This is a genomic window from Pseudomonas extremorientalis, assembly GCF_024584605.1.
Taxonomy (GTDB): Bacteria; Pseudomonadota; Gammaproteobacteria; order Pseudomonadales; family Pseudomonadaceae; genus Aquipseudomonas; species Aquipseudomonas extremorientalis.
Genome location: NZ_CP089519.1, coordinates 3312540 through 3338584, shown reverse-complemented (window position 1 = coordinate 3338584; position 26045 = coordinate 3312540). Strand labels below are relative to the sequence as shown.

Sequence of the window (26045 nt, the reverse complement as noted above, 5' to 3'; positions counted from 1 at the left end):
TCGGCGGTTGCCGCCTACTTGCCGCCTGTCACATCCAGAAAGGTCCCGGTGATGAACGACGCTTCCTTACCGGCCAGCCACAGGATAGCGCGGGCCACCTCTTCGGGTTCGCCGCCACGGCCCATGGGAATGCTGTCCTTGACCCGATCCACACGCCCCGGTTCGCCGCCGCTGGCGTGCATGTCGGTGTAGATATGCCCGGGCCGTACGCAGTTGACGCGTATGCCTTCACGGGCGACTTCCTTGGATAAGCCGATGGTGAACGTCTCCAGGGCGCCTTTGGAGGCAGCGTAATCGACATACTCGTTGGGGCTGCCTAGGCGGGCTGAGGCGGAGGACACGTTGATCACGCTGCCACCCGTGCCATTGTGGCGCAGCGACATGCGTTTCACCGCGTGCTGCGCGCACAGCATCGGGCCGATGGCATTGATCGCGAAGATGCGCTGCATGCGGGTAAAGTCGAGGTCTTCAAAGCGTGACTGCAGGGCAATGATCGCGGCGTTGTTGACCAGCACATCGATACGGCCAAATGTCTGGTCAATGGCTGCGAACAGCTGCGCGACCTGAGCAGGGTCCGCACTGTCGGCGCGGATGGCCAAGGCACGGCGCCCCAACGCTTGCACATCCGCCACCACGCCGAGCGCGGCCGCCTCGTTGCTGACGTAGCTGATCGCGACATCGTAGCCTTGCGCCGCTGCAAGGCGCGCGGTTGCCGCGCCGACACCGCGGCTGCCGCCGGTAATCAGAATCAGCGGTGTCGAAGACACAGTACTCATTGCTTGGACCTCCTTTGAGGGGTTAAGGATCAGCCTATCAGCATCGTGCCGGTCGCAATGACCACGCACGCCAGCACTTTGCGGACAGTCAGCGACTCGCCCAAAAACAAATAACCGATCAAGGCCGCGAACAGCACGCTGGTTTCGCGCAGGGCCGAAACGGCGCCCATCGGCGCGTGGGACATGGCGTAAATGACGATGCCGTAGGCCAGGAGGGACACAAGCCCCCCGATCAAGGCCGTGATGACGCCGGGGCGTGGTGCGAAGAGGCTGCGTGTATCGCGCAGGCCGATGTACACCAGGGGCATCAATACGCCCCAGAGCGCACACATCCATACGGTGTAGGCCATCGGTGCGCCGGACAGCCTCGCGCCAATACCGTCCGTGACGCTGTAGGCCGCGATGAAAAAACCCGTGCCCAGGGCGTAGGGCAGGCTGGGCACCGCCAGTCTGCGCTGTCTGAAGGCCAGAGAAATAATGCCGCCGGATACCAGCACGATGCCGATGAGGGCGTTCGTGCTGAGCGTTTCACCGGCAAACACCAAGGCGCAAAGCGTGATCAGAATGGGCGAGGAACCGCGGGCGATCGGGTACGTCTGCCCCAGGTCGCCCACCTTGTAGCTTCGCACCAGGAACAGGTTATAGCCCACGTGCAACACGCCCGACAGCACGGCGTAGGGCCAGCTGGCTGGCGCGGGAGGGGCGAGAAACAAGGCTATTACACTGCTGGCGATGGCGACCGCCACGCACATCATGGTCATTGACCACAGCCGGTCGGCGCCGACACGCAACAATGCGTTCCAGCTGGCATGCAAGAGGGCGGCGAAGAGGATGAGTAGAACGATGGGTAAAGGCATGCGCCATGTTAAACACCACAAGGGCGTGTTTAACAGCGAAGTACTTTCATCCTGTCATGAGTGAATGTTCATGCATCACTGATAATTTTGCTGTGCCTGCATCGACTCGGCCAACAGCCAGTTACGAAAGCTGATGATGTGTGGCTGGGTTTCGATCCCTTTGGGGCAGACAAAGTAGTAGCCGACCGGCGACGCGAACGGCAGCTCAAACAGCCTGATCAGGCGGCCGTCGTTGATTTCAGCTTCAACATGGCCGCTTCGTGCCAGCGCGATACCTTGGCCCAGCAGCGCCGCCTCGATGGTCATGTTGGTGTCAGCGAACCTGACGCTTTCCTTGAGGGGTGCAATGCTGACGCCGATATGCTCGAACCAGGCGTCCCACTTGGGCACCAGGTCTGCGCCGTCGCGCGTCAGCAACGGGTAACGCAGCAGCTCAGCGGGCTCGTGGGGCGCGCCGAAACGGTTGAGCAGATCCGGGCTGGCCACCGGGAAGATCTGCTCGCGGAGCATGAATTCCGAGTGCAGGCCGGGATAATTGCCGTTGCCCAGCCGGATGGCCACATCCGGGTCTGAGCTGGAGAACTTGATGGCCTTGTCGCTGGTCTCCAGCGTGATCAGGATTTCCGGATGTTGCTGCGACAGGCTGGGCAACCTGGGCAGCAGCCATTTCAAGGCAAACGAATACGTGGTGCTGACCTTCAGGCGAACCCGGCCTTTTTGTTCCCGCAGGTCAGCCAGGGTGGCCTCAAGGTTCATGAAAAACTCGCGCACAATGGGCGCCAGTGCGGCCCCGGCCGGGGTCAGCCGCAACGCCTTGCCGCGCTGGAACAGCTGCAAGCCCCACAGGTCCTCGAGGTGCTTGAGTTGGTGGCTGACGGCGCTCTGGGTCACATGCAACTCTTCTGAAGCCGATGTGAACGTCGCATGCCGGGTCGCTACTTCGAAAGCTCGCAGCGTGGCGGTGGGCGGTAGGTCTCTCATGACTGGGGTCCGGGTCGGCGGCTGGCAATTAATCGGCATGAATACAGGTTCATGGTAATGGATTGGCAGGCTTTCACAGAAGCTGTAGACCATGGCCTTGTGAATTGTTGTGAAGCACAGATTAATGGCCCATTGCCCATGCTAACGTCTGCTCCTGGCTATCGTCAGCACGACGATTTCATTCGTACCATCAGGGGAGCAGCGCCGATGTCTACCACCGTAACGCCCGCCGGCAGCGGGGCAAACACACCTAAAGCGTCACCGTCGGCGTTCGATGACAAGTTGAACATCGCCAAGTCCAGCAAAGTGATTGCCGACTACATGCGCCAGACCGGCAAGTCGGCCATTACCAAGCAGGAGCTGACCCAACTGGCCAACAACGCCTCGGGCAAGGTGCCGGCCGAAGTCTGCGATGCGGCCAAGTACATGGAGCGTCATCCCGACGTTTTCACCGCCATCGAAACCCACGATGTGCCGGGCGCCGATAACCTCTCCGGCGTGTGGAACTTCGATTGGGCCGCCAACGGTGGATTGAACGGCACGTCGACCGACGCGATTGCGAAGATGCAAGACACGTTCGATTTCGCGATTGCCAAGTCTGCGCAGATCACCGAGATTTCCACGGGTAAAAAAGCCGAGCTGGATTCGACCAAACAACGGCCGCAGAACTAAAACAGTGCGTTGTACTGTCCCTTGCCAACGGGTTACACGATAGCCCAGGCAAAGAAAAGCCCGCGTGGGGAGCGCGGGCTAAAGGGATGTTCATTAGGAGCTGAGGCCACCCTAGGCGCTTGTCTGTGAAAGGTTTGTGAAAACCACGGCAAAAAAGTGTATGCCTCAATCCCGCCATGGCTGTACGGGGCAGGGCGGTCGATAACCCTCTACTGTCGCAGGCATACCACTGCCGTTTGGATGCCGCGTCATGTTCATGTCTACCAGCCTGTTGTCCGCCTTTGTGCTGTTTGCCTTCGTGTCCTCGATCACGCCCGGGCCCAATAACACCATGCTGCTCGCCTCGGGGGTGAACTTCGGCTTTCGCCGCTCGATGCCCCATGCATTGGGGATCAGCATCGGTTTCATGCTGCTGGTGATTTCGGTGGGGCTGGGGCTGGGCGAAGTGTTCAAGGTGTTCCCGTGGGCCTACACGGTGTTGCGCTACGTGGGGGCTGCGTACTTACTGTACCTGGCGTGGAAGATCGCGACGGCGGGCGGCATGTCCGACAGCCCTGATGAACAGGGCAAACCCATGACTTTCCTCGGCGCGGCGGCGTTCCAGTGGGTGAACCCCAAGGCCTGGATCATGGCGCTGGGCGCAATCACCACCTACACGCCGGCCGAAGGCTACGTCACCAATGTGCTGGTAATCGCGCTGGTGTTCGCCGTGGTCAACCTGCCCAGTGTGTGCGTATGGGTCGGGTGTGGCAGCGGCTTGCGCAATGTGCTGCGTGAGCCGCGCTGGCTGCGCCTGTTCAACTGGACGATGGCCGGGTTGCTGGTGCTGTCGCTGTACCCGATGCTGTTTGCCGGCTGAGCGTCAGACCGGCGAGATGGTCGCGAGCAGGCCGATGCCGATGGTCAGTACCAAAAAGCCGAACAGGAAAAGTGCCATCTTGGTCATAAGGCCTCCGAAGGGAAGGGAGTGGGGATGGGGCCATTGTCCGCCCAGACGGCGTTTCGATACAGCTGCAGATAGCAAAGAAAAAACCGTATCAGATGCGCTTGCCGCTGTTCAGCCGGGGGCTTTCAGCGCGTGTGGCTGTTTCAGGATCAGCGCCGGACATCAAGCGATAAGTACGCTGTGGCGAGCGGGCTTGTCCCGCGTTCGGCTGTTAAACAGCCCCAAAACCAGCGGCCAAAGAGTGCCTGACTCAGCGCATTCCTCAATCCAGGCTCGCTTCGCAACCCAACGCGGGACAAGCCCGCTCGCCACAGCTACAGTGTTCGCCCTTAATGGCCGGTTTTTCAAAGACCTCAACAATAAGAGTGGGCCAACCCTCGATGGAAAGACGTCAATTCAGCGGTGGCATGAAAGGCAAGAACCTGCGCTACCTCAACGAAACCCAACAGCCGGCGTCGGTCACCCGCGTCGGCTTCCTGTTGCTTGAACATTTCTCCCTGCCGGCGTTCACCCAGACCCTCGACACCTTCGTTACCGCCAACCTGCTGCGCCCCGACCTGTTCGCCTCACGCACCTTCGGCTGTGACGATGGCGAAGTCATCAGCGACCTGGGCCTGGTGATACGCCCCGATGCGCGCCTGGATGCCGGAGCATTGCACGACTTGGACCTGCTGGTGATCTGTGGCGGTTTCCGTACCGAACTCAAGGCTGGCGAAGCCTTCATCCAGCTGCTGCACACCGCCGCCGAACAGGGCATCAGCCTTGCGGGGCTGTGGAACGGCGCCTGGTTCCTCGGCCGTGCCGGCCTGCTGCAAGGCTATCGCTGCGCCATCCACCCCGAACACCGTCCGGCGCTGGCGGAAGTCTCCAAGGCGACCCACGTCACCAGCGAACCCTACGTGATCGACCGCGACCGCCTCACCGCTTCCAGCCCGTCCGGGGCCTTCCATATGGCGCTGGACTGGATCAAGGGCCTGCATGACAAGGCACTCGTTGAAGGCATCGAAGACATCCTGGCCTTCGAAGAGTCCCGCTACCGCCGCATCAAACCCACCGAAAACGTCAGCGTCAGTGCGCCGTTGCGTGAAGTGGTGAAACTGATGGACGCCAACCTCGAAGAACCTTTGGAGCTGGACCAACTGGCGGTCTACGCCGGCCGCTCGCGGCGCCAGTTGGAGCGCTTGTTCAAGGAACAACTGGGCACCACCCCGCAGCGGTACTACATGGAACTGCGCGTGACCGAGGCGCGGCGGCTGTTGCAGCACACCGAGTTGTCGCAGGTGGAGGTGCTGGTGGCATGTGGGTTCGTGTCGCCGAGCCATTTCAGCAAGTGCTATAGCTCGTATTTCGGTTATCGCCCCTCGAAGGAGAAGCGGTTGGTCAAGTGACTGCACTCGTCAACCAAGACAGTCACATTCCTCCTGTGGTGAGTTGGCGTGTTGTGGCGAGCGGGCTTGCCCCGCGTTGGGCTGCGCAGCAGCCCTAAAAACGAACAACGCGTGCTGTCTGACAGGCCGCGGTGTTTTCTATTGGGGCCGCTGCGCAGCCCAACGCGGGGCAAGCCCGCTCGCCACAACAGGCAACTCACCGCAAAAAACGCGTTGGTCAGAATCGGTCCAGACGATAAGGCGTGAATAACGGAGTTTGACCCTTGCTCGCCAATTCCCCAATCATCTCCGCCGTCACCGCCGCCTGCGTCAACCCCAGATGCTGGTGCCCGAACGCAAGCAGCACCTTCCCGTCACACACCCGGTCAATCACCGGCAACGAGTCCGGCAGCGACGGCCGAAACCCCATCCACGGTGTCGCACCCTCTGCGCTGAGGTCATCGTGAAACAACCCCTTGCTCAACCGATGCAACTGCCAGGCACGCTGCATATTCGCCGGGCGGTCAAGGCCGGCGAATTCCACTGTACCGGCCAGGCGCAGGCCGTCGGTCATGGGGGTCATGATGAATTTTCGTTCCAGGGAAGTGACGGCAAACGGCAGGCGATGCGGCTCGTGGGGCAGCATCAGGTGATAGCCGCGTTCCGTGTCCAGCGGGACTTTTTTGCCGGTCAGGGCAGCGGTCAATCTGGCTGAGTGGGCGCCGCAGGCAATCAGCACCTGGCGTGCGCTCAGGGGGCCCTGAGCGGTGGCGAGGGAGACGCCGTGTTGGTCAAGCCGCCCATCCAGTACCTGGCGCTTGAGGAACTGCACGCCACTGGCCTTGGCGGCCTCGACCAGTTCGCACACCACCTGGAACGGGTCGAGGAAGTGCCCGGTGCCCGGAAAAAACAACCCGCCCTGGATGTGCTCGCTCAACTGCGGCGCAGCCTGGCGTATGGCATCGGCGGTCCAGAACGTCACGGGCACCTGCTGCGCTTGCATGCGCTGCTGCAAGGCCCGGAGCGCGTCGCGTGAGTCCGCTCGTTCGTACACCAACAATGACCCGTCTTCACGCAGCAGGTGCGCGCGTCCGATGCTGGTCAGCAGGCGCTGCCAGGCGCCCAGGCTGCCTTCGTTAAGCGCACGAATACCCGCGACGGTACGCTGATAGCGCGCCGGACGCAGGTTCAACAGCAGCCGCGCAAACCAGGGCAGGGCGCGCGGCAGGTATTTCCAATCCAGGCGCAGCGGGCCCATGGGGTCCAGCAGCATGCCGGGCAAGCGCTTGAGGATCGACACGTCGGCAATCGGGAACACCTGTTCGGTCGCCAGGTGCCCGGCGTTGCCATAGGACGCGCCCATGCCGGGTTCCTGTTGATCGACCACCACCACGTGCCGGCCCTGACGCGCCAGTTGCAGGGCGCAGGCGACGCCGATAATGCCGGCGCCGACTACGACGATATCGGGATCGGACATGGCCTATGCCTCTCTCTGGCCATCAAGCAAACGCCGCAGCCGCAACGGATTGCCCTGTTGGAGCGCATCCGGCAACAACGCGTCGGGGAAGTCCTGATAGCACACGGGGCGCAAGAACCGCTGGATGGCCGCCGTGCCCACCGAAGTGCTGCGCGAATCCGAGGTGGCGGGGAAGGGGCCGCCGTGGACCATGGCGTCACACACCTCAACGCCGGTCGGCCACCCATTGACCAGCAGGCGGCCAGCCTTGCGCTCCAGCACCGGCAGCAGGGCCCTGGCGCTTGGCACATCGTCGTCATCCATGTGCAGCGTGGCGGTGAGTTGGCCTTCCAGATGTTCGGATACCCGGCGCACTTCTTCGTTATTCGCGCACACCACAACCAATGAAGCCGCACCGAAGACTTCGGCTTGCAGGTGTTCGTTGCTCAAGAACGCAGTTGCCTGGGTCACGAACAGGTGGGCCTGGCCCTGGTTGGGACCTTCAGTCGCCGAACCCTGTGCGACGACCTCGGCGTGTCCCGTCAGTGTGTCTATGCCTGACGTGTAGGCACTGGCGATGCCGGGTGTCAGCATTGTTTGCGCCGCACAGTTCGGCAGTAACCCACTGGCGGCACTGATGAAGCGATCCAGGGCAGGCCCTTGTACTGCAATCACTAACCCTGGGTTGGTGCAGAACTGCCCCGCACCCTGGGTCAACGACGCCACAAAACCCTGGGCCAATGCTTCAGCCCTGGCTGCCAACGCTGCCGGAAACAGGTACACCGGGTTGATCGAACTCATCTCCGCGTAGACCGGAATAGGCTCCGGCCGTGCCTGCGCTGCCTGGATCAACGCAAGGCCACCGCTGCGCGAGCCGGTAAACCCGACGGCCTTGATGCGCGGGTCGGTCACCAACGCAATGCCCACCTCACGGCCCGAACCGTACAACAGTGAAAACACACCTTCCGGCAGACCGCACGCCTTGACCGCCTGCGCCACCGCACGCCCCACCAGTTCACTGGTGCCCGGGTGCGCGCCGTGGGCCTTGACGACGACCGGGCAACCGGCAGCCAGCGCAGAGGCGGTGTCCCCACCGGCCACGGAAAATGCCAGTGGAAAGTTGCTGGCGCCAAACACCGCGACCGGGCCCACCGCGATATGGCGTTGGCGCAGGTCTGGGCGAGGCAGGGGTTGGCGTTGCGGTTGTGCGTGATCGACCCGCACATCCAGCCATTCCCCGGCACGCACGGTGCGGGCGAAGGTGCGCAGTTGTCCGCAGGTGCGCCCTCGTTCGCCCTGGATGCGGGGGCGAGGCAGGCCGGTTTCGGCGACGGCGCGGTCGATCAACTCATCGCCCAGGGCCTCGATGTGCGCGGCGATGGTCTCAAGGAATGTGGCGCGCACTTCCAAAGAGGTTTCGCGATAGACATCGAATGCCGCCCACGCCAAGGCGCAGGCCTGCGCGACATGCTCGCCGTTGCCGCCGAGGTAGGCCGGTTCCAAGGCGGAATCGGTGGCGGGGTTGATCGCCTGGATTGCTTCGCGATTGCCGGCAGTGGCGTGCTGACCGATCAGCATCTTGCCCGTCAGAGTCATGGGGGATTTCCTGGATAAAAGAAGGTTGGCCGCTGCGAGCGTCGCAGCGGCGCGCGAAGGGTCAGGCGACGTTCTGTTCCGCCGACCAGTTGGCGTACCACTGGCGGAACAGGGCGTACTGGTGCTCTGCGTAACGACGCTGGGCATCGCTGAGGGCGTCGGTTTCGTTGAAGTGCAGGGCGTAGCCGTTGTCACCGTTCAGCACCATCAAATGCTTGTAATACAGCACCAGGTCGCAGCCCTCATCGAAGGACGACAGCACCGCCAGCGCGGCCTCCAGCTCACGCGCCTGGCGACGGGCCTTGGCATCGCCCCTGGCGGCTTTTTTACTCAGGGCCACCAGTTGCAGCACCTCCCGAGGCAGCGCGTTGCCGATGCCGGTGATGGCGCCGGTGGCATTGCAGTTGACGAAACCGTGCACCACCTGGGTGTCGACACCCACCATGAGCGTCACGTTGTCGTCCTGGGAGGTGATGTGTTCGGCGGCGTAGCGCAGGTCGGCACCGCCGCCGAATTCCTTGAAACCGATCAGGTTCGGGTGCTCGCGGCGCAGTTCGAAGAACAGCTCGGCGCGGGTCGCGAAGCCGTAGTAGGGGCTGTTGTAGATCACCGCCGGCAGGTTGGGCGCGGCCTTGAGGATCGCCGAGAAGTGCGCCTTTTGTGCGGTGGCGGAGGCCCCCCGGGACAGCACACGCGGAATCACCATCAAGCCATGGGCACCGACCTTGGCGGCGTGGGCCGCATGGGCCACGGCTTCACGGCTGTTCACCGCGCCGGTGCCGACGATGGTCGGCACACCGGCCGCCACCAGCCGTGCCACGCCTTCCTGGCGCTCGGCCTCGGTGAGCAACGGCCAGTCGCCCATGGAACCGCAGTACACCACGGCGCTCATGCCGATATCGATCAGCTCGCGGCCCTTGGCGACCAGGGCGTCGAAGTCCGGCTTGCGTTCGGCGGTGCACGGGGTCATCAGGGCAGGGATGCAGCCGGTGAAGATGTTGTCGCTCATTTTTATCACTCCAGTTTCCAGTAGGGGGAGGGCTCAGATGCCCCAGGCAAAAGGGTCTTGCGGGTCGATCAGCAAGGTGCTGTCGGCGGTCATGTGGGCACGGCCGGTGATGAAGGGGCGCACGCGTTCGCCGTCCCATTCGTAGCGACCTTCGAATTGGCTGTCGGTAATGCTGGCTTGCACCCAGGTTTCGCCGGGCGCGAGTTTTCCATCGGCGGCCAGGCAGGCCAGCTTGGCGCTGGTGCCGGTGCCGCAGGGCGAGCGGTCGTAGGCTTTGCCGGGGCACATCACGAAATTGCGGCTGTCGGCGTGGTCGTCGGCGGCGAACAGTTCGATGTGGTCGATCAGTGCACCGTCGGCGCCGTGGATGCCCTGGTCTTCAAGGGCCTTGAGCATTGCCCAGGTGTAGTCGGTGAGGGCATCGACGTTGTCCATCTGCAGGCGCTGGCCATGCTCCGACACCAGGAAAAACCAGTTGCCGCCCCAGGCGATATCGCCATGGACTATGCCGTGACCGGGCACGAGCACTGCAATCTGCTCGCGATAGCGGTAGGCAGGAACATTGCGCAAGGTCACCGCGCCGTCTTCATGCAAGGTCGCCGCGACCGGCCCGACGGGGGTATCGATTGTGTGCACGCCTGGCGCGATGCGACCCAAGTGATGCAGGGACGCGACCAGGCCAATGGTGCCGTGGCCACACATGCCCAGGTAGCCAGCGTTGTTGAAGAAGATCACCCCGCAGATGGCGCCCGGCGTGACCGGCGCGCAGTACAGTGCGCCGACCAGCACATCATTGCCACGTGGCTCCAGGATGCAGGCGCGGCGCCATTGGTCGTGCTCGGTGCGCAGGTGGTGCAGCTGATCGGCAATCGTGACGCCCTCCAGCGCCGGAAAACCGCTCATGACCAGCCGCGTCGGTTCGCCGCCGGTGTGGGAGTCGATCACATGCAATCGCTTCATAAAACGCTCCTGAATCAGTAGGTCGCGGGCGTCAGCGGGGCGCGAGGCTCGTCAACCGCTTCGCTTTCATCGGCTTCGTGTTCCAGCCGAACCAAGTGAGCTGGCACGCCAGTGGCGGCGCCCCAGTAGTAAATGCCGAGTGCGCAAGCCGCGACCACAATGGTGTCGAGCGGATGGCCGATCGCACCGATGCCACCAAAACTGCCGAGCTTGGACAGCAGGATGGTCACTGCGTAGAAGCCGATCAGCCAGGCAGACGAGCGCACCTGTTGCTTGAGGTTGAGGTGCGCGGTCGGTACCCAGCGCGCGCACAGCAGGTACACCACGAACATCAGGATTTGCAGGCCGAGCAGCCAGGACACCGTGCCCCAGCCGGACCAGTACACGATCAGCGCAGCGATGATGAACGACAGCGGACCGAGCACGGCCATGCCCTTGACCCGGAACGGCCGCGTCATCTGCGGTGCGTTACGGCGCAGTGCGGCGACGGTCACCGGGGCCACTGCGTAGCTGAGGATCAACGCGGCGGACACCACATTGATCAACGCTTCCCAGGACGGGAATGGCAGGGTCCAGAACACCGACAAGCCAAACGTCAGCCACAGCGCCGGACGCGGAATGCCGGACTTCTCATCGATGCGCGTGAAAATCTTGAAGAACGTGCCGGTCTGCGCCCAGCCATACACCACCCGCGGCGTGGCGTTCATGTAGATGTTGCCGCAGCCGCTGGGGGAGATCACCGCATCCGCCACCACCAGGTAGGCCAGCCAGCCCACGCCCAGTGCCAGGGCGATATCCCGGTAAGGCAGCGCCAGTTCCTTACTGATCCCGGCCCAGCCGTTGGCAAGCATCTGCGTGGGTACGCCACCGAGGAATGCGGTTTGCAGCAACACGTAGATGGCAGTCGACAGCAACACCGAAAGAATCAACGCAATCGGAATCGTGCGCTGCGGGTTCTTCACTTCACTGGCCACCGAGATGATCGGAGTGAGCCCCAGGTAGGCAAAAATCACCCCGCCGGCCGACACCGCCATCTCGATCCCGGACAGGCCGAACGGCGCGAAGCCCTGCACCTGAAAGTTCGCCGGTTTGAAGAAGGTGAACAGCACACCGATCACCAGCAACGGCACGATGAACTTGAACACGCTGACCAGGTTATTGGCGATGGCGAAGGTTTTCACACTGCGGTAATTGAGCACGAAAAAAACACAGAGCAGGGCGAACTGCACCAGCCAACCGAGGGTGGTCGGGTCGCTGGAACCGACCTTGGTCAGCTCGGGAAACCAGGCCGCCGCGTATTGGCGCGAGGCGACCACTTCGATGGCGACCAGGCTGGAAAACGCGATCAGCGTGATAAAGCCCATCAGGTAGCCCAGCAACGGGCCATGGGAGTAGACCGGATAGCGCACCACGCCACCGGCGCGGGGGAGTGCGGCGCCCAACTCGCAGTACACAATGCCCAGCAGCAACACCGCGAACCCGCCAATGAGCCAGGAGATGATCCCTGCCGGGCCGGCAATGGCCGACACATGACTGGCTGCGAACAACCAACCCGAACCGAAGATGGCCCCCAGCCCGATAAAAGTGAGGTCCATCAATGAAAGTTGTTTCTTGAACTTGCCTTGACCTGACATAGCGTCGCCTTCTTGTGAGTTATTGGATAGGCATGCAGTGGCCATACAGTGAACTCACAGGCGGCGGCGCGATTGATGTTTTTTGCCGACATCGATGACGAAATCGGCACAGTTTTCGTGGCTCGACAGGGCGCCGGGCATCGGGCAATCTGCGTGCGTCGAGGCACTCAACGGGGATCGAAAGTCATGTTGCAGACTGCGTTTGCGGCCCTGTGCCAAGGGAATGAGGCGAATCGGCCCCACAGTATCGAGCAGCTCCTGGCCGGCGTGGTGCAGCTCTTGCCGATGCTGGATGTGATCCCCAATGCGGCGATTTTCATCAAGGACACCCAGGCCCGCTACGTCCTCGCCAACCGCACCCTGGTGCACCGCTGCGGCCTCAAGCAGCTGCAACCGCTGCTGGGCAAGACCAGCGCACAAGTGTTCCCCGCACAACTGGGGCCGGGTTACACCGAGCAGGACCGGCGCGTGCTGGAACAGGGCTTTGTGCTGGAAGACCAGCTCGAACTGCACCTGTATGGCACCCGTGAACCCGGCTGGTGCCTGACCCACAAGTGGCCGCTGTACAACCACATGGGCGCGATCATCGGCCTGGCCGGCATCTCGGTCGACCTGCAAACCGCCAGCGAAAGCCACCCCGCCTACCAACGCCTGGCCGCCGTGGACGCGCATATCCGCACGCACTTCAACCGCCGCGTCACCCTCGGTGAGTTGACGCGCATTGCCGGGATTTCCGTGGCGCAGCTGGAGCGTTACTGCAAGCGCGTGTTCCACCTCACCCCCCGGCAGATGATCCAGAAAGTGCGGCTGGAACACGCCCATCGGTTATTGCACAGCGACCTGCCGATTACCGAAGTGGCGCTGCAGTGCGGGTACACCGACCACAGCGCGTTTACCCGCCAATTCAAGGCGTCTACGGGGTTTACCCCGAGGCAGTATCGTCAGTTGGCGTAGTCGGCCACATTGCAATGCAACGAATGCCTCCGGTTGTGGCTCCTATGCTTACGAGTAACCTTTGCACGACGACAGGTATCCGACTTATGACTGCGGCTGAAAACAACCATGTGAACTGGCTGGTGGACCAATCGATGCTGCACGCGGCCCGCCAGCGCGCCAAGCTCTATTCGGGCCAGGGCCGGTTGTGGCAGCAGCCTTACGCGCAGACCCGGCCTCGGGACGCTTCGGCGTTGTCGTCGGTATGGTTTACGGCGTACCCGGCGTCAATTGTGACCCGGGAAGGCGGCACGGTGCTGGAGGCGCTGGGGGATGAGGCGCTGTGGCATGCGCTGTCGAAGATTGGCATCCAGGGCATCCATAACGGCCCGTTGAAGAAGTCCGGTGGCCTGAATGGCATGCAGCACACGCCGACCATCGACGGCAACTTCGACCGCATCAGTTTCGAGATCGACCCGCAGCTGGGCACCGAGGCGCAGTTGCAGGCGTTGACGCGCATGGCCGCAGCGCACAATGCGGTGATCATCGACGATGTGATCCCGTCCCACACCGGCAAGGGTGCGGACTTCCGCCTGGCCGAGATGGCCTACGAGGACTATCCCGGCCTGTACCACATGGTGGAAATCCGCGAAGAAGACTGGCCGTTGCTGCCCGACGTCGCCGAAGGGCGCGATGCGCAGAACCTCAGCCCGGTGCAGGTCGATGCCTTGCGCGACAAACACTACATCGTCGGCCAGTTGCAGCGGGTGATCTTCTTCGAGCCCGGCGTCAAAGAAACCGACTGGAGCGCCACGGACGTGGTGCTGGGCGTGGATGGCAAGCCGCGTCGCTGGGTGTACCTGCATTACTTCAAGGAAGGCCAGCCATCGCTGAACTGGCTGGACCCGACCTTTGCCGCACAGCAGATGATCATCGGCGACGCTTTGCATGCCATCGATGTGATGGGCGCGAAGATCCTGCGCCTGGACGCCAACGGTTTCCTCGGCGTGGAGCGCAAGCTGGATGGTACGGCCTGGTCCGAAAGCCATCCGCTGTCGATCACCGGCAACCAGTTGCTGGGCGGGGCGATTCGCAAGGCGGGCGGTTTCAGTTTCCAGGAGCTGAACCTCACCGTGGATGACATCGCGTCCATGTCCCATGGCGGTGCCGACCTGTCCTATGACTTCATCACCCGTCCCGCTTACCAGCACGCGTTGCTGATGGGCGATGCCGAGTTTCTGCGCCTGATGCTGCGCGAAATGCACCGCCAGGGCATCGACCCCGGCTCACTGATCCACGCGTTGCAGAACCACGATGAACTGACCCTGGAACTGGTGCACTTCTGGACGCTGCATGCCCATGACACTTTCCTGTACCAGGGCCAGACCTTTCCCGGGAATATCCTGCGCGAGCATATCCGTGAGCAGATGTATGAGCGATTGACGGGCGAACAGGCACCTTACAACCTCAAGTTCGTCACCAACGGTGTGTCCTGCACCACCGCCAGCATCATCACGGCGGCATTGGGGATCCGAGACCTGGACGCCATCACCCAAGCGGATATCCAGCAGATCCGCCAGATCCATTTGCTGCTGGTGATGTACAACGCCATGCAGCCGGGGGTGTTTGCCTTGTCGGGTTGGGACCTGGTGGGTGCGCTGCCGCTGGCGGCCGAAGAGGTTGAACACTTGATGCAAGACGGCGATACGCGCTGGATTCATCGCGGGGCTTATGACCTGGTGGATTTGAACCCGGACGCCGAATTGTCCGCAGGCCAGATGCCGCGCTCGAAAAGCCTGTATGGCAGCCTCAATAGCCAATTGCAGGACCCCGAGTCGTTTGCCTCGCAGCTGCAAAAAATCCTCGCGGTGCGCCGTGCCTACGACATCGCCGCCAGCCGCCAGATCCAGGTGCCGGAAGTGGAAAACCCGGGGCTGCTGGTGATGGTCCACGAATTGCCCGCCGGCAAAGGCATCCAAATCACCGCGTTGAACTTCGGTGCCACGCCCATCACCGAAATCCTGCATTTGCCGGATATTGGCGCGGGCATGGTGGTGGACATCATCAATGAACGGGTCGAAGGTGACTTGACGGCGCAGGGCGAGTTTACGATTACGCTGGATGCCTATGAGGGCCTGGCGCTGCGGGTGGTGAGCAACTCGCCCCTGTGATTGCAGGCGCGAGCTGATTCAGTAGAGCTGCGGCACGACCAGTTCAGGCGGCGTGGGGCTGCGGGAATAATCTTCCTGCCGCACACGCTGTGGCAATTCGATCACCGGCAATTGCACTTCTTCATACGGCATCTGCCCGAGCAAATGGTGGATGCAGTTGAGGCGGGCCTTCTTCTTGTCATCGGCTTGCACTACCCACCATGGCGCTTCGGCGATGTGAGTGCGTTCGAGCATGATTTCCTTGGCCTTGGTGTAGGCTTCCCAGCGCCGACGGGATTCCAGGTCCATGGGGCTGAGTTTCCACTGCTTGAGCGGGTCGTGAATGCGGCTGAGAAAACGCAGGTGCTGTTCCTGGTCGGAGATGGAAAACCAGTACTTGATCAACTGGATGCCGGAGCGGGCCAGCATGCGTTCGAACTCCGGCACGCTGCGGAAAAACTCTTCGTACTGCTCGGCGTTGCAGAACCCCATGACCTGCTCGACGCCGGCGCGGTTGTACCAACTGCGGTCGAACAGCACGATTTCACCGGCGGCTGGCAGGTGTGAGACGTAGCGCTGGAAGTACCACTGGGTCTGTTCGCGGTCGTTCGGCGCGGGCAGGGCGGCCACCCGGCAGACCCTGGGGTTCAGGCGCTGCGTAATGCGCTTGATCACACCGCCTTTGCCGGCGGCATCCCGCCCTTCGAACAGGATCACCACCTTGTGGCCGGTCTTGACCACCCAGCTCTGCAACTTCACCAGTTCGCCTTGCAGGCGGAACAGCTCGCTGAAGTAGATGCGGCGCGCGGCTTTTTCGCGGCTTTCCCCGACGTGTTCGTCAAACAGCGCGTTGAGATCGTGCCCGTCTTCGGACAATTCCAGTTCCAGCTCTTCGTCACTGTGATCCAGCAGTTCACGGTGGATGCGTTGCATCAGGGCGTCTTCGCTCGAGGACATGGACGGAACTCGCGTGGTGGGAGATGGCAAAGTCTTAGTCTCAATTTGTTACGAACCAATGACGTTAAACTGCCGGATTGCGGCGGGAGAGGGGGAAAACCAGGCGTTTTGCCATTCCACATTCATAAAACCGTAACAAGATTGTTGCAGAGTTCCCCAGCCCGTAATTCACAAGGATTTTCCTGAATGAAACGTCTGATGAAGTCTGCTGCACTCGCCGTTGCGGTTTCTCTCAGTGCCACCTCGGTGTTTGCTGCCGAGAGCATCCGTCTGACCGGTTCCGGTGCGAGTTTCCCAGCGCCGATCTACCTCACCTGGTTCAAGGATTTCAGCAAGAAGAGCGAGGGCGTCACCGTTGACTACCAGTCCAAGGGTAGCGGTGCGGGTGTACAGGACTTCCTGAATAAAACCGTCGACTTCGCCGCCAGCGACTCGGCCATGAAAGACGAAGACATCGCCAAGGTGGCCGAAGGCGTGCAACTGCTGCCGATGACGGCGGGTGAAATCGTGCTGGCGTTCAACTTGCCGGGCAATCCTAAAGAGCTCAAGTTGCCGCGCGACGTTTACTCCAACATCTTCCTGGGCAAGATCACCAAGTGGAACGATCCGAAGATCGCTGCCGCCAACCCAGGCCTGAAACTGCCGGATCTGCCGATCACTGTGGTCGTGCGTGCGGACTCCAGCGGCACCACTGCGGTATTCACCAAGCACTTGGCAGCGATCAACCCTGAGTTCCAGAAAGACCTGGGCGAAGGCAACACCGTCAACTGGCCCGCCAGCGACAAGTTCATCAAATCGCCGAAGAACGACGGCGTGACCGCCACCGTACGCCAGACCCCAGGCGCGATCGGCTACATCGAATACGGCTTCGCCAAACTGGCCAAGGTTGACTTCGCCCAGTTGCAGAACAAGGCTGGCAAGTACGTGGTACCAAACGCCGAAAGCGGCGCCGAAGCCCTGGCTGCGGTGAAAATGCCGGAAAGCCTGGTGGCCTGGCTGCCGGATCCGGATGGCGCCAAGTCCTACCCGATCACTTCCTACACCTGGATGATCTTCCGCAAGGACAACGGCAACCCAGCCAAAGCCAAAGCCATGCGTGAAATGGTCGAGTACAGCCTGACCGAAGGCCAGAAAATCGCCGACTCGATGGGCTACATCCCGCTGCCTAAATCGGTAGTCGACCAGGTTCGCAAAGCTTCCGCCAACATCCAGTAAGGCTCGCCACGCCACTCCCGGCATGGGCGGTCAGCCATGTCGGGAGCGATCCCCCCTTGTTCCGGAATCAACCAATGAACAAACCCTTTGTCGTACCGGTCAACCCGGATTCTGCGTGCCAGCCACCCTCTACGAAGGATTTCCTGGTTGACCGTACCTTCCGTGCGCTTGCACGCATAGGCGTGGTGTTGGTGCTGGCGCTGGTGTTCGCGCTGGTCTTCGAAGTAGGGCGCAAGGCACTTCCCGGCATGGAAAAGCACGGTTTCGACGTGCTGTTCGGCAGTGTCTGGGACGTTAACCAAGGCAAGTACGGCATTCTGCCAGCTATTTGGGGCACGCTTTACAGCGCCCTTATCGCGTTGCTGATCGCGGGTTTTTTCGGCGTTAGCATGGCGATTTTTCTCACCCAGGATTTCCTGCCGGCAAAACTGGCGGCGGTGTTTCGCACCATCGTCGAATTGCTCGCCGCCATCCCCAGCGTGGTCTACGGCCTGTGGGGCATTTATGTGGTTATCCCGGCCATCCGCCCGCTCACTGCGTGGCTGAACAGCGAACTCGGCTGGATTCCTTTTTTCGGCACGTCCCTCAGCGGGCCTGGCCTGTTACCGGCTGCATTGGTGCTGGCGATCATGATCCTGCCGACCATCGCCGCCGTTTCCCAGGACGCCCTCACCGCAGTGCCTATGAAAACCAAGCAAGCGGCCTACGGCATGGGCACTACCCACTGGGAAGCGATTCTCAAGGTGATGGTGCCGTCCGCTGCGACCGGTATTTTCGGTTCCCTGGTGCTCGGCCTGGGCCGTGCCCTGGGTGAAACCATGGCCCTGGCCATGCTGGTCGGTAATGCCAACAACATTTCGCTGTCGCTGTTTGCGCCGGCCAACACCCTGGCGGCCCTGTTGGCGCTGAACTTCCCCGAAGCCGGCCCCAACGAGATCGAAGTGTTGATGTACGCCGCCCTGGTGCTGATGTTCATCACGCTGCTGGTGAACATCATCGGTTCGATGATCATGGTCTACGCCCAGCGGGGGACTAAATAATGACTGACCTTTCTACGCCTATGACGGCGATGCCGAGCCTGCAGCGCCGGTTCGAAGGCCGTGCCCTGCGCAGTCTGGTGCTGACCACCCTGGTGTGGTTCGGCGCGCTGCTGGCCAGCGTGCCGCTGATTTCCGTGCTCTACATGCTGATCACCCGTGGCGGTGCGCGCCTGAGCCTGGAAGTGTTCACCGAATTGCCACCTACCGGTTTCGAGACCGGCGGCGGTTTTGGTAATGCCATGGCCGGCACCTTCGTGATGGTCGGTATTGCCGCCGCCATCGCGGTGCCGGTCGGCATCCTGGCGGCGATTTTCCTCGCGGAATTGGGGCCGGACAGCAAGCTGGCGAACGCCTCGCGCTTTGCCGCCAAGATGCTCACCGGCTTGCCATCGATCCTGGCGGGTGTGTTCGCCTACGCCCTGGTGGTGATGACCACCGGTACTTACTCGGCCCCGGCCGGTGGCGTGGCGCTGGCCGTGCTGATGCTGCCGATCGTGGTACTTACGGCTGAAGAGTCGATGAAGATGGTGCCCAAGATCATGAAGGACGCCGCCTACGGCATGGGCTGCACCCGCTCGCAGGTGATCTGGAAAATCGTCTTGCCCACCGGCATGCCCGCGATCCTCACGGGCGTCATGCTCGCCGTGGCCCGCGCCGCCGGCGAAACCGCACCGCTGTTGTTCACCGCGCTGTTCAGCAACTACTGGATCTACCACGACGGCAGCCTGGCAGTGATGAATCCGACGGCGTCCCTGGCCGTGCTGATTTACAACTTCTCCGGCATGCCGTTCGACAACCAGCTCGAACTTGCCTGGGCGGCTTCGTTGGTGCTGGTGATGATCGTGCTGGTCGTGAATATCGTGAGCCGTATTTTCGGCAAGCCCAAGTACTAAGAACGGGAGCATCTGAATTTTGAACATGTCAACTGCGCAAGTAGCCGCTCCGTTTATCACCCAGTCGCCTGTGGTCATGGACTGCAAGCTGGACAAGATTTTCTACGGCAATTTCATGGCGGTGCGTGACAGCCATGTGCCGATCGAGAAAAACAAGATCACCGGCTTCATCGGCCCGTCCGGCTGCGGCAAATCCACTGTGCTGCGTAGTCTCAACCGCATGAACGACCTGGTGAAGGGCTTCCGTTTCGAAGGCCACGTGCACTTTCTCGGCCAGGACGTGTACGGCAAGGGCGTTGACCCGGTGGTCGTGCGCCGTTACATCGGCATGGTGTTCCAGCAGCCGAACCCGTTTTCGATGAGCATTTTCGACAATGTGGCCTTTGGCCTGCGCTTGAACCGCTACAAAGGCGACCTCGGCGACCGCGTCAAACACGCCCTGCAAGGCGCTGCGCTGTGGGATGAGGTCAAGGACAAGCTCAAGGTCAGCGGCCTCTCGCTGTCCGGCGGCCAGCAGCAACGCCTGTGCATCGCCCGCGCCATCGCCACCGAGCCGGAAGTGCTGTTGCTGGACGAACCGTGCTCGGCACTCGACCCCATCGCCACACGCCGTGTCGAAGAACTGATGGTCGAGTTGAAAAAGGACTACACCATCGCGCTGGTCACCCACAACATGCAGCAGGCGATTCGTGTGGCCGATACCACCGCGTTTTTCTCGGTGGATATCTCCCAGGGCACCCGTACCGGTTACCTGGTGGAAATGGGCGCGACCACGCAGATCTTCGAAAACCCGCGTGAACAAATGACCGGGGACTACATCAGCGGCAAGTTCAGCTGACCCGCCATTCATCGTTTTCAGGATTGCCAATGACTGCAACACGTCGTCTTGATTTGCTCGCCATCGAACGCGCCCTGCGTAAAGTCCAGAGCCGTTTTGCCCAGCTCAGCCGGGACTTTACCGAGCCACGCGACCCCCTGACGGACGAAGTGTTGCAGAATGTGCTTGAAGGCTACGCCTTGATTGACGACTATGTTGCGCGCGGTGTGGATCTGTTCGACCTTCAGCAGTTGAACCTGATGCTGGAGATCAACGCCACCGTGCTGTGCGGCACAGACCCGGGACGCCGGCGTGAATACGCCCAGCACCTGGCGGCCACCGAAGTGCACTTTTTCAATAATGTCGAAGGTGGCATCAAGGACTTGTACAACTGGTACTGCAAGCACCACAGCGAGTCGGTGTGGAAGCGGGCCGCCGGGGTGTATGTGCGAGTGCTCAGCAAGCCGCAGTTGTTCATTGAAGGCAACCACCGCAGTGGCTCGCTGATCGTCAGCTACCTGTTGATGCGCGAGGGGTTGGCGCCGTTTGTGCTGACGCTGGACAACGCCGAGGGCTATTTCAACCCGTCCTCGGTCATACGTAACTCCGCCAAGCATGGCGTCATGGCTTTGTACGAATTGCCCAAGATCAAGAAAAAATATGCCGCGTTCCTGGAAGACAAGGCCCCTGATCCAATGGAGTTTTTCCTGAGCGACACACCTGTGCCTGTGTATCAGGGAAATCAATGATGGGAAGGTACCCCGTGCTCGACACAATCAAGCAGGTGTTCAAGCGTCAACGCGTCCGTATCTCATTCGATATCGATGACACGCTGGCCTGCCAGCTGCACCACAGCGCGACCGAACACAGCCGCTTGCCAGCGTGTGTGCACCGTTGGCTGGGTGAGCCGCTGCGCAGCGGCACCCGGTCCCTGACCCGCGAGCTGCGCCGCCAGGGCTGCAGTGTGTGGGTCTACACCTCGTCGGGTCGTACGCCGTCCTACATCCGTCGTTGGTTGCTGCTGTACGGCATTCATGTGGACGGCGTGGTCAACAGCGTGCGACACAACCAGGCGCTCAGCGAGCGTGGGCTGACGAGTACACCGTCGAAATTCCCACCGGCCTTCGACATCGACCTGCACGTCGATGATTCCGAGGGTGTGCAGCTTGAAGGTGTCGACCATGGTTTTCGCGTGGTGGTCGTCGACCCGGAAGACGAGCAGTGGGCGCAACGCGTGTTGGATGCGGTCGCGCAGGTCCGGGCGCAGCTTGCACGCCAGCAACCGCAGCGCCACAAGGTGCCGGTGCAGGCTTATCCGGGGTTGACGCTGAACGGTTGAGCGCAATAACGGGCATCAAGCAAAAGGGGCAACTGATTGATCAGTCGCCCCTTTTTTCTACTTGGCGCTCAATGCGTCCAGGAACTCGGTATGCCGTAACGCCTGGGAAAACATCGGCAGGGTGAAGTTCTCGGCAGCCTTTTGCTGTTCTTCGGTGAATGTCGCCGTGCAATCGGTCAAGGTCACGACGTTGTAGCCTTTTTCGTAGCCTGAGCGCACGGTGCCCTCGACACAGCAGTTGGTCAGGAACCCTGCCACTACCAGGTTGTGGATGCCATTGTTGCGCAGCACCAAGTCCAGTCCCGTGGTTGCAAACCCATCCAGCCCGCGCTTGCCCTCCACGAGGATGTCGCTGGTTTCCCGGGGAATCGCATCGGTGATTTCGGCTCCCCAACTGCCTGTGCGAAACGCGCTGCCGTCGGCAACGCCTTTGAGAATCCCATAGTCACGCGTGGTCAGTTCGGGATAGCCATCGGTAAACTGGATTGGCAGGTGAATGATCCTTACGCCCAACTTGCGTGCCTGTTGCACCGTGGTTGCGGTGTTGGCCAGCATGTCGGACTGGTGCATGACGTCTTTGACGGCGTCATGAAACACGCCCCCTGGCGTGGTGAAGTCGTTCTGGAACTCGATCAGGACAAGGGCTGTGGCGTTTGGATTCATGTCGGGTCTCCGATAGGGTTGATGACACAGGGGCGGCGTGTCGCTTCAGCATAGACACCTCTGGCGCGTTATCCCGCAACCACCGGTTTGACCCTGGTTTTATATTTCGCCATTCGTCTAATGCCGGGCACTCCAGACGCCGTGCCGTCTCTGAACAATAAGCGCGGATAACCCGAGCGTACAAATGGAGAACCCGTATGGACATCAATGAAAACGCCCCAGGGAATATTTCACAACAGGACGTGACCCGCGGCACAGACAACGAGACCGGGCATGATCCAAGGCATGACGAGGATAATATCCCGCTCCCGCCAGACGACGAGGCACCGCTTGAAGAGGATATGTCTGACGTGGATGCTGCCGATTCAGTCGCCCGGGAACACCCCGACAATTGATGAGCCTCCCGGCACAAAAAATCCCTACCTTTGCGTAGGGATTTTTGTTGGGCCGGTCCGCTGCTGATCAGTAGAGGGTGCGATGCAGGCTACACATGGTTCCCTTCTGGAGATTGGCAAGCCTTGATTTGCACAGGGAAAGTACCGTCAGGCCAGGGGCGCTCTGAGGATTGAAACGAAAAAACCCGACCTGGGGCGGGTTTTAAAAGGCTTCATGGACGTTACTGGCTGCCCATGGAACAAGAGATGGTGCCCGAACCCGGAATCGAACCGGGACGCCCTTACGAGCGGGGGATTTTAAGTCCCATGCGTCTACCAGTTTCGCCATTCGGGCGGTAGCGCGGTGTAGCAGGGTTGGGAATATATAGATCCAGGCGCTTGGATGCAAGGTCGCAGAGGGGCTTTATTGCATTCGTGGGTGGGCGAAAAAGCTTGCCAGATCAGTGATCTAGAAAGGTTTTCGGCAGCGGCCCGGAGGATGTCGTCGGCCCGCGCTGTTGACCCTGGCATCAAAAGCCGACACGACATGCGGTCGTCCATTGAAGTATCCGGGGTGTAAGGTAAAGCCTGCAACGCTGGCAACATCTCAGGTAGACGAGGTGATTATGAGCACTCCAATGCTGAACAAGCTGCACATCAATGGGTACGACGTGGTACGGGTAAACTATGGACCCTGGCGGGTGTGCACGCCCAAGGACCGGTTGGCGTCGTTCAATTCCCGTGAGCAGGCACTGGCGTATGCTGCCACGCTGCCCGGGTATCGTGCCCGTAGCAGGCCGATGGCCAGGTAGATCGATGCTTGCTGCCGAACTCAGTCGATCAGCGCCAGTAAATCCGTAGTGCCCACATCCAGCCCCGCCTGGGACAGCAGCGTAGTGGCCTGGCCCCGGTGATGGGTCTGGTGGTTGAAGAAATGCACCAGCAGGCTGAAGAAGGGTTTGTCGGCTGTCACCCCGCGCATGTTGCTGTAGTGCAGGCGCTGATCCAGGTCGGGCTCGCGCACAGTGTGGGCCCAGTCGATGATCAACTGGTCCAGCCAGGCGCGGTGGGTGGCCAGTTCGCGGATATCGGCAAATGCCAACTGCCTCAGGTCGACCGGTGCGGCAATCGCCTCCAGCGGCGTCAGCGCTGTGTAGCCGGCTGGATGCCGGGCAAACCGCTTGAGCCACACAGTGTCGCCCAGCGCCACATGGTTGAGCGTGCCGAGGATCGAGCCGAAAAACGCCTGGCGATCCATCAATAACTCGGCGTCCGACAGCGTACTGGCCGCGTCGTAGAGCTTGCGGTTCATCCACTGGTTGTAGTTCGCCATCAATGCGATGTGTTCAATCCGGTTCACGTGGGTGTTTTCTCGAAGACGCGGTGACGGGATGATAAGCCGTGCCCGCCCGGCGGTCATGGTGTTCCGGCAAGGCCGGGCTATGGTTGTCAGACGCCAACACTGCGCTCTGGGAGGGTAGCACCATGAACACCAGCGACTTACTGGAACAACTCTTGCGCGCCGGGCAAGGTGGCAGTGCTTCCACTGGCGGCCTCGGCGGGCTGCTGGGCGGTTTACTGAAAGGCACCAGCACCGGCAACGCTTCCACCGGTGGCGGCCTGGGTGATCTATTGGGCGGCCTTGGCGGCATGCTGGGCGGTACGACGGGCGCTCGTCCTGCCCAAGGGCGTTCCGGGGGAATGAATTACGCGGCACTCGCGTCCCTGGGCATGGCCGCATTCCAGGCCTATCAAGCCTGGCAACGCCAGCAGGCCAACGCGCCACAGCAAGCCTTCCAGACGGTGGACCAGCTCGCCGGTCCCGCCGCCGAAGCCCACAGCCACGCGGTACTGCGTGCCTTGATCGCGGCGGCCAAGGCAGACGGGCGCATCGATGAGCAAGAGCAGCAGTTGATTTCCAATGAATTGGGCCGGCATACCGACGACCCGCAACTGCAACAATGGCTCGACGCTGAAGTGGCCAAGCCGCTGGATGCGACGGATTTCGCCGAGTTTGCCAGCGACCCGGCGGTGGCAGCCGAGGTGTACCTGGCCAGTGTGATGCTGGTGGACGATCAGCAGGACGCCGAACGCAATTACCTGGACGACCTGGCAGGGCAGTTGCAAATCGACCCGCAATTGCAACTGCACCTGGAACAACAAGCCAAGGCCTAGAAGCGCAGTGTGGCGCCGGTGGTCAACCACTGCGCCCGATCCCCGATCAGGCTGCGACCGACCACCAGGTCCACGTCGACGAATTCGCCCAAATGCAGCCGGGGCCCGGCCTGCCAGGCCTGGTCGCCGCCTTCCTGGCCGTAGCGCTCGGCGATCAGCGTCAACAACGGTGCCACCTGATACTCGAAACCGGTGCCCCAGGTCAGGCGGTGCTGCTGGTCACCATCGTTGTAGGCATGGGACCAGCCGGCATTCAGGTTCAGCCGCAGGGGCGTCAGCGGTTGCCAGGTCAACGGGATATTGAAGTCTGCGCCATCAAACCCGTGTTGACGACCCAGGGCAAAATGCACGCCGGTGGACAGGGCCAGCTCCAGGCCCAGATCCTCCCGCGACCACACCTGGGCCTTGAGCTGCGGGTTCACCTGGGTTTCGCCCTTGTCTGTGCTGGTTGCACGCGACAGGGCAGCGCCCCATTGCACCGACGGCAGCGCGGCGAAGGTGCAGGCCGGTGACAGCGTTTCTGTATGCGTAGTGCCGTCGTGGCGGTTAGCGGTGTACCAGGCGTCGACGTTGCATTCGCCCGGCGCGTTGATCGCACCGTCGTCGACCACATAGGAACCGCCGGCTGCGTTGGCTTTTGACAGCAAGGCAATCGTCAACAGGATGCCCAGTGTCAGGCCGATAAAGATCAAATTGCGCTGCAATGCGCGGCGTTTGGCCGGTGGCAGCAGCAGTAACGTGTGGCGTGCACCGCGGTAGTGACGCGCACGGTATTTGGCAAACCCGTCCTGGCGGGCTGGGGTGTGTTTTTTGTGCATGATGCACCTCACATGAATTCAGCTTTCTACGGTCAGTACCGAAATGCCGCTGGCCTTGGCCTGGCACACCAGCTCGCTGGTGTCGTCCCCGCCCGGCAGGGCGATGACCACATCGGGGCGGCTGTCGGTCAGCATGAAATGGTTGCGCTGGCGTTCCGCCTGTTTGCCGTGGCGTTGCCAGTTGGGCGGGTAGCGCACCACGTCGATGCCCAGTTCCCGCGCCCATTCCTCGACGTCACTGCCAAGGAATTGGTTGCCGCCGTGGATCAATACCTGCACCGGGCGCAGGCGGTGGTAAGCGTCCAGCACCTGGCGGGACATTTTGGTGTCGGCGTAATGACGACCTGCACAGATCAAGACGCGCATAGGGTGTTTCCTTGTAGTGCACGGTGGCGGCCGGGCGACCGCCACCGTTTA

General features: G+C 61.6%; 27 protein-coding genes and 1 tRNA gene. 14 read left to right on the top strand and 14 right to left on the bottom strand.

Annotation, left to right across the window (positions count from 1 at the left end):
* Positions 1–14: 14 nt before the first annotated feature.
* From LUU92_RS14805 to gcvA, 3 genes are all read right to left on the bottom strand, one after another.
* Entirely contained in the window at positions 15–776 is a 762-nt protein-coding gene (locus LUU92_RS14805) for an SDR family oxidoreductase (RefSeq protein WP_071488192.1), read from the bottom strand.
* Positions 777–805: 29 nt separating this feature from the next.
* Entirely contained in the window at positions 806–1633 is an 828-nt protein-coding gene (locus tag LUU92_RS14800) for a DMT family transporter (protein ID WP_071488193.1), read from the bottom strand.
* Between the two features lie 75 nt (positions 1634–1708).
* The gene (gcvA, locus tag LUU92_RS14795; protein ID WP_092243828.1) at positions 1709–2614 is read right to left on the bottom strand and encodes a transcriptional regulator GcvA; all 906 of its coding nucleotides are present in this window, start codon (positions 2612–2614) and stop codon (positions 1709–1711) included.
* 207 nt (positions 2615–2821) lie between these two features.
* Here gcvA and LUU92_RS14790 point away from each other — a divergent pair, with 207 nt between their 5' ends.
* The 3 genes from LUU92_RS14790 to souR all read left to right on the top strand — a co-directional run bounded on the left by LUU92_RS14790 (position 2822) and on the right by souR (position 5620).
* A complete protein-coding gene (locus tag LUU92_RS14790; protein WP_071488195.1) occupies positions 2822–3286 on the top strand; it encodes a hypothetical protein in 465 nt (154 codons plus the stop codon).
* 250 nt (positions 3287–3536) lie between these two features.
* Positions 3537–4145, top strand: coding sequence for a LysE family translocator (locus LUU92_RS14785; RefSeq protein WP_071488196.1), 609 nt, complete (start codon positions 3537–3539; stop codon positions 4143–4145).
* Positions 4146–4612: 467 nt separating this feature from the next.
* Positions 4613–5620 (top strand): transcriptional regulator SouR, encoded by a 1008-nt coding sequence (gene souR / locus LUU92_RS14780; protein ID WP_371322020.1) that lies wholly within the window; start codon positions 4613–4615, stop codon positions 5618–5620.
* A 217-nt stretch (positions 5621–5837) separates the two neighbouring features.
* On the opposite strand, the gene LUU92_RS14775 is transcribed toward souR, so the two are convergent.
* The 5 genes from LUU92_RS14775 to LUU92_RS14755 all read right to left on the bottom strand — a co-directional run bounded on the left by LUU92_RS14775 (position 5838) and on the right by LUU92_RS14755 (position 12254).
* Positions 5838–7076 carry an NAD(P)/FAD-dependent oxidoreductase gene (locus LUU92_RS14775; RefSeq protein WP_257102182.1) on the bottom strand — a complete coding sequence of 413 codons (1239 nt, stop codon included), beginning with the start codon at positions 7074–7076 and terminating at the stop codon, positions 5838–5840.
* Positions 7077–7079: 3 nt separating this feature from the next.
* Positions 7080–8651 (bottom strand): aldehyde dehydrogenase (NADP(+)), encoded by a 1572-nt coding sequence (locus LUU92_RS14770; protein WP_222539654.1) that lies wholly within the window; start codon positions 8649–8651, stop codon positions 7080–7082.
* Positions 8652–8712: 61 nt separating this feature from the next.
* Positions 8713–9660, bottom strand: a complete 948-nt coding sequence (locus tag LUU92_RS14765) for a dihydrodipicolinate synthase family protein (RefSeq protein ID WP_257102181.1) — start codon at positions 9658–9660, stop codon at positions 8713–8715.
* Between the two features lie 33 nt (positions 9661–9693).
* On the bottom strand, positions 9694–10620 hold the full coding sequence (locus tag LUU92_RS14760; RefSeq protein ID WP_257102180.1) for a 4-hydroxyproline epimerase: 927 nt from the start codon (positions 10618–10620) through the stop codon (positions 9694–9696).
* Between the two features lie 14 nt (positions 10621–10634).
* Complete coding sequence (locus tag LUU92_RS14755; protein ID WP_257102179.1) at positions 10635–12254, bottom strand: APC family permease; 1620 nt, start codon at positions 12252–12254, stop codon at positions 10635–10637.
* A gap of 186 nt (positions 12255–12440) precedes the next feature.
* Between LUU92_RS14755 and LUU92_RS14750 the strand changes: the two genes are divergently transcribed.
* Both LUU92_RS14750 and treS read left to right on the top strand, forming a co-directional pair.
* A complete protein-coding gene (locus LUU92_RS14750) occupies positions 12441–13208 on the top strand; it encodes an AraC family transcriptional regulator (RefSeq protein ID WP_222539656.1) in 768 nt (255 codons plus the stop codon).
* Positions 13209–13294: 86 nt separating this feature from the next.
* Positions 13295–15358, top strand: a complete 2064-nt coding sequence (treS, locus tag LUU92_RS14745; RefSeq protein ID WP_222539657.1) for a maltose alpha-D-glucosyltransferase — start codon at positions 13295–13297, stop codon at positions 15356–15358.
* An 18-nt stretch (positions 15359–15376) separates the two neighbouring features.
* Here the strand turns inward: treS and ppk2 are convergent, their stop codons facing one another.
* Entirely contained in the window at positions 15377–16294 is a 918-nt protein-coding gene (gene ppk2 / locus LUU92_RS14740) for a polyphosphate kinase 2 (RefSeq protein WP_257102178.1), read from the bottom strand.
* 186 nt (positions 16295–16480) lie between these two features.
* Here ppk2 and pstS point away from each other — a divergent pair, with 186 nt between their 5' ends.
* The 6 genes from pstS (at position 16481) to LUU92_RS14710 (ending at position 21598) form a co-directional block, all read left to right on the top strand.
* The gene (pstS, locus tag LUU92_RS14735; protein ID WP_071488206.1) at positions 16481–17509 is read left to right on the top strand and encodes a phosphate ABC transporter substrate-binding protein PstS; all 1029 of its coding nucleotides are present in this window, start codon (positions 16481–16483) and stop codon (positions 17507–17509) included.
* A gap of 74 nt (positions 17510–17583) precedes the next feature.
* Positions 17584–18549 carry a phosphate ABC transporter permease subunit PstC gene (gene pstC, locus LUU92_RS14730; RefSeq protein WP_092243790.1) on the top strand — a complete coding sequence of 322 codons (966 nt, stop codon included), beginning with the start codon at positions 17584–17586 and terminating at the stop codon, positions 18547–18549.
* Positions 18549–19442 (top strand): phosphate ABC transporter permease PstA, encoded by an 894-nt coding sequence (gene pstA, locus LUU92_RS14725; protein WP_058427836.1) that lies wholly within the window; start codon positions 18549–18551, stop codon positions 19440–19442. Before pstC ends, pstA begins: the two co-directional genes overlap by 1 nt.
* Positions 19443–19518: 76 nt before the next feature.
* On the top strand, positions 19519–20280 hold the full coding sequence (pstB, locus tag LUU92_RS14720) for a phosphate ABC transporter ATP-binding protein PstB (protein ID WP_217649954.1): 762 nt from the start codon (positions 19519–19521) through the stop codon (positions 20278–20280).
* Between the two features lie 29 nt (positions 20281–20309).
* A complete protein-coding gene (locus LUU92_RS14715) occupies positions 20310–21008 on the top strand; it encodes a hypothetical protein (RefSeq protein ID WP_071488208.1) in 699 nt (232 codons plus the stop codon).
* Positions 21008–21598 (top strand): hypothetical protein, encoded by a 591-nt coding sequence (locus tag LUU92_RS14710; RefSeq protein WP_071488209.1) that lies wholly within the window; start codon positions 21008–21010, stop codon positions 21596–21598. Before LUU92_RS14715 ends, LUU92_RS14710 begins: the two co-directional genes overlap by 1 nt.
* A 57-nt stretch (positions 21599–21655) precedes the next feature.
* Here the strand turns inward: LUU92_RS14710 and LUU92_RS14705 are convergent, their stop codons facing one another.
* Positions 21656–22261 (bottom strand): cysteine hydrolase family protein, encoded by a 606-nt coding sequence (locus tag LUU92_RS14705; RefSeq protein ID WP_222539658.1) that lies wholly within the window; start codon positions 22259–22261, stop codon positions 21656–21658.
* Between the two features lie 197 nt (positions 22262–22458).
* On the opposite strand from LUU92_RS14705, the gene LUU92_RS14700 reads away from it, so the two are divergent.
* Positions 22459–22656 carry a hypothetical protein gene (locus tag LUU92_RS14700; protein ID WP_071488211.1) on the top strand — a complete coding sequence of 66 codons (198 nt, stop codon included), beginning with the start codon at positions 22459–22461 and terminating at the stop codon, positions 22654–22656.
* A 247-nt stretch (positions 22657–22903) separates the two neighbouring features.
* On the opposite strand, the gene LUU92_RS14695 is transcribed toward LUU92_RS14700, so the two are convergent.
* Positions 22904–22990 (bottom strand) — tRNA-Leu (locus LUU92_RS14695).
* A 271-nt stretch (positions 22991–23261) separates the two neighbouring features.
* Between LUU92_RS14695 and LUU92_RS14690 the strand changes: the two genes are divergently transcribed.
* A complete protein-coding gene (locus LUU92_RS14690; RefSeq protein ID WP_071488252.1) occupies positions 23262–23447 on the top strand; it encodes a DUF2188 domain-containing protein in 186 nt (61 codons plus the stop codon).
* Positions 23448–23467: 20 nt separating this feature from the next.
* Here the strand turns inward: LUU92_RS14690 and LUU92_RS14685 are convergent, their stop codons facing one another.
* Complete coding sequence (locus tag LUU92_RS14685) at positions 23468–23995, bottom strand: DinB family protein (protein WP_071488212.1); 528 nt, start codon at positions 23993–23995, stop codon at positions 23468–23470.
* 125 nt (positions 23996–24120) lie between these two features.
* On the opposite strand from LUU92_RS14685, the gene LUU92_RS14680 reads away from it, so the two are divergent.
* Positions 24121–24810: a tellurite resistance TerB family protein gene (locus LUU92_RS14680; protein WP_071488213.1), complete on the top strand. Its 690-nt coding sequence runs from the start codon at positions 24121–24123 to the stop codon at positions 24808–24810.
* On the opposite strand, the gene LUU92_RS14675 is transcribed toward LUU92_RS14680, so the two are convergent.
* Both LUU92_RS14675 and LUU92_RS14670 read right to left on the bottom strand, forming a co-directional pair.
* Positions 24807–25628: a PA4824 family protein gene (locus LUU92_RS14675; protein WP_257102177.1), complete on the bottom strand. Its 822-nt coding sequence runs from the start codon at positions 25626–25628 to the stop codon at positions 24807–24809. The two genes, LUU92_RS14680 and LUU92_RS14675, sit on opposite strands and share 4 nt — an antisense overlap.
* A gap of 18 nt (positions 25629–25646) precedes the next feature.
* Entirely contained in the window at positions 25647–25994 is a 348-nt protein-coding gene (locus LUU92_RS14670) for a DUF2493 domain-containing protein (protein ID WP_025999705.1), read from the bottom strand.
* Positions 25995–26045 lie beyond the last annotated feature (51 nt).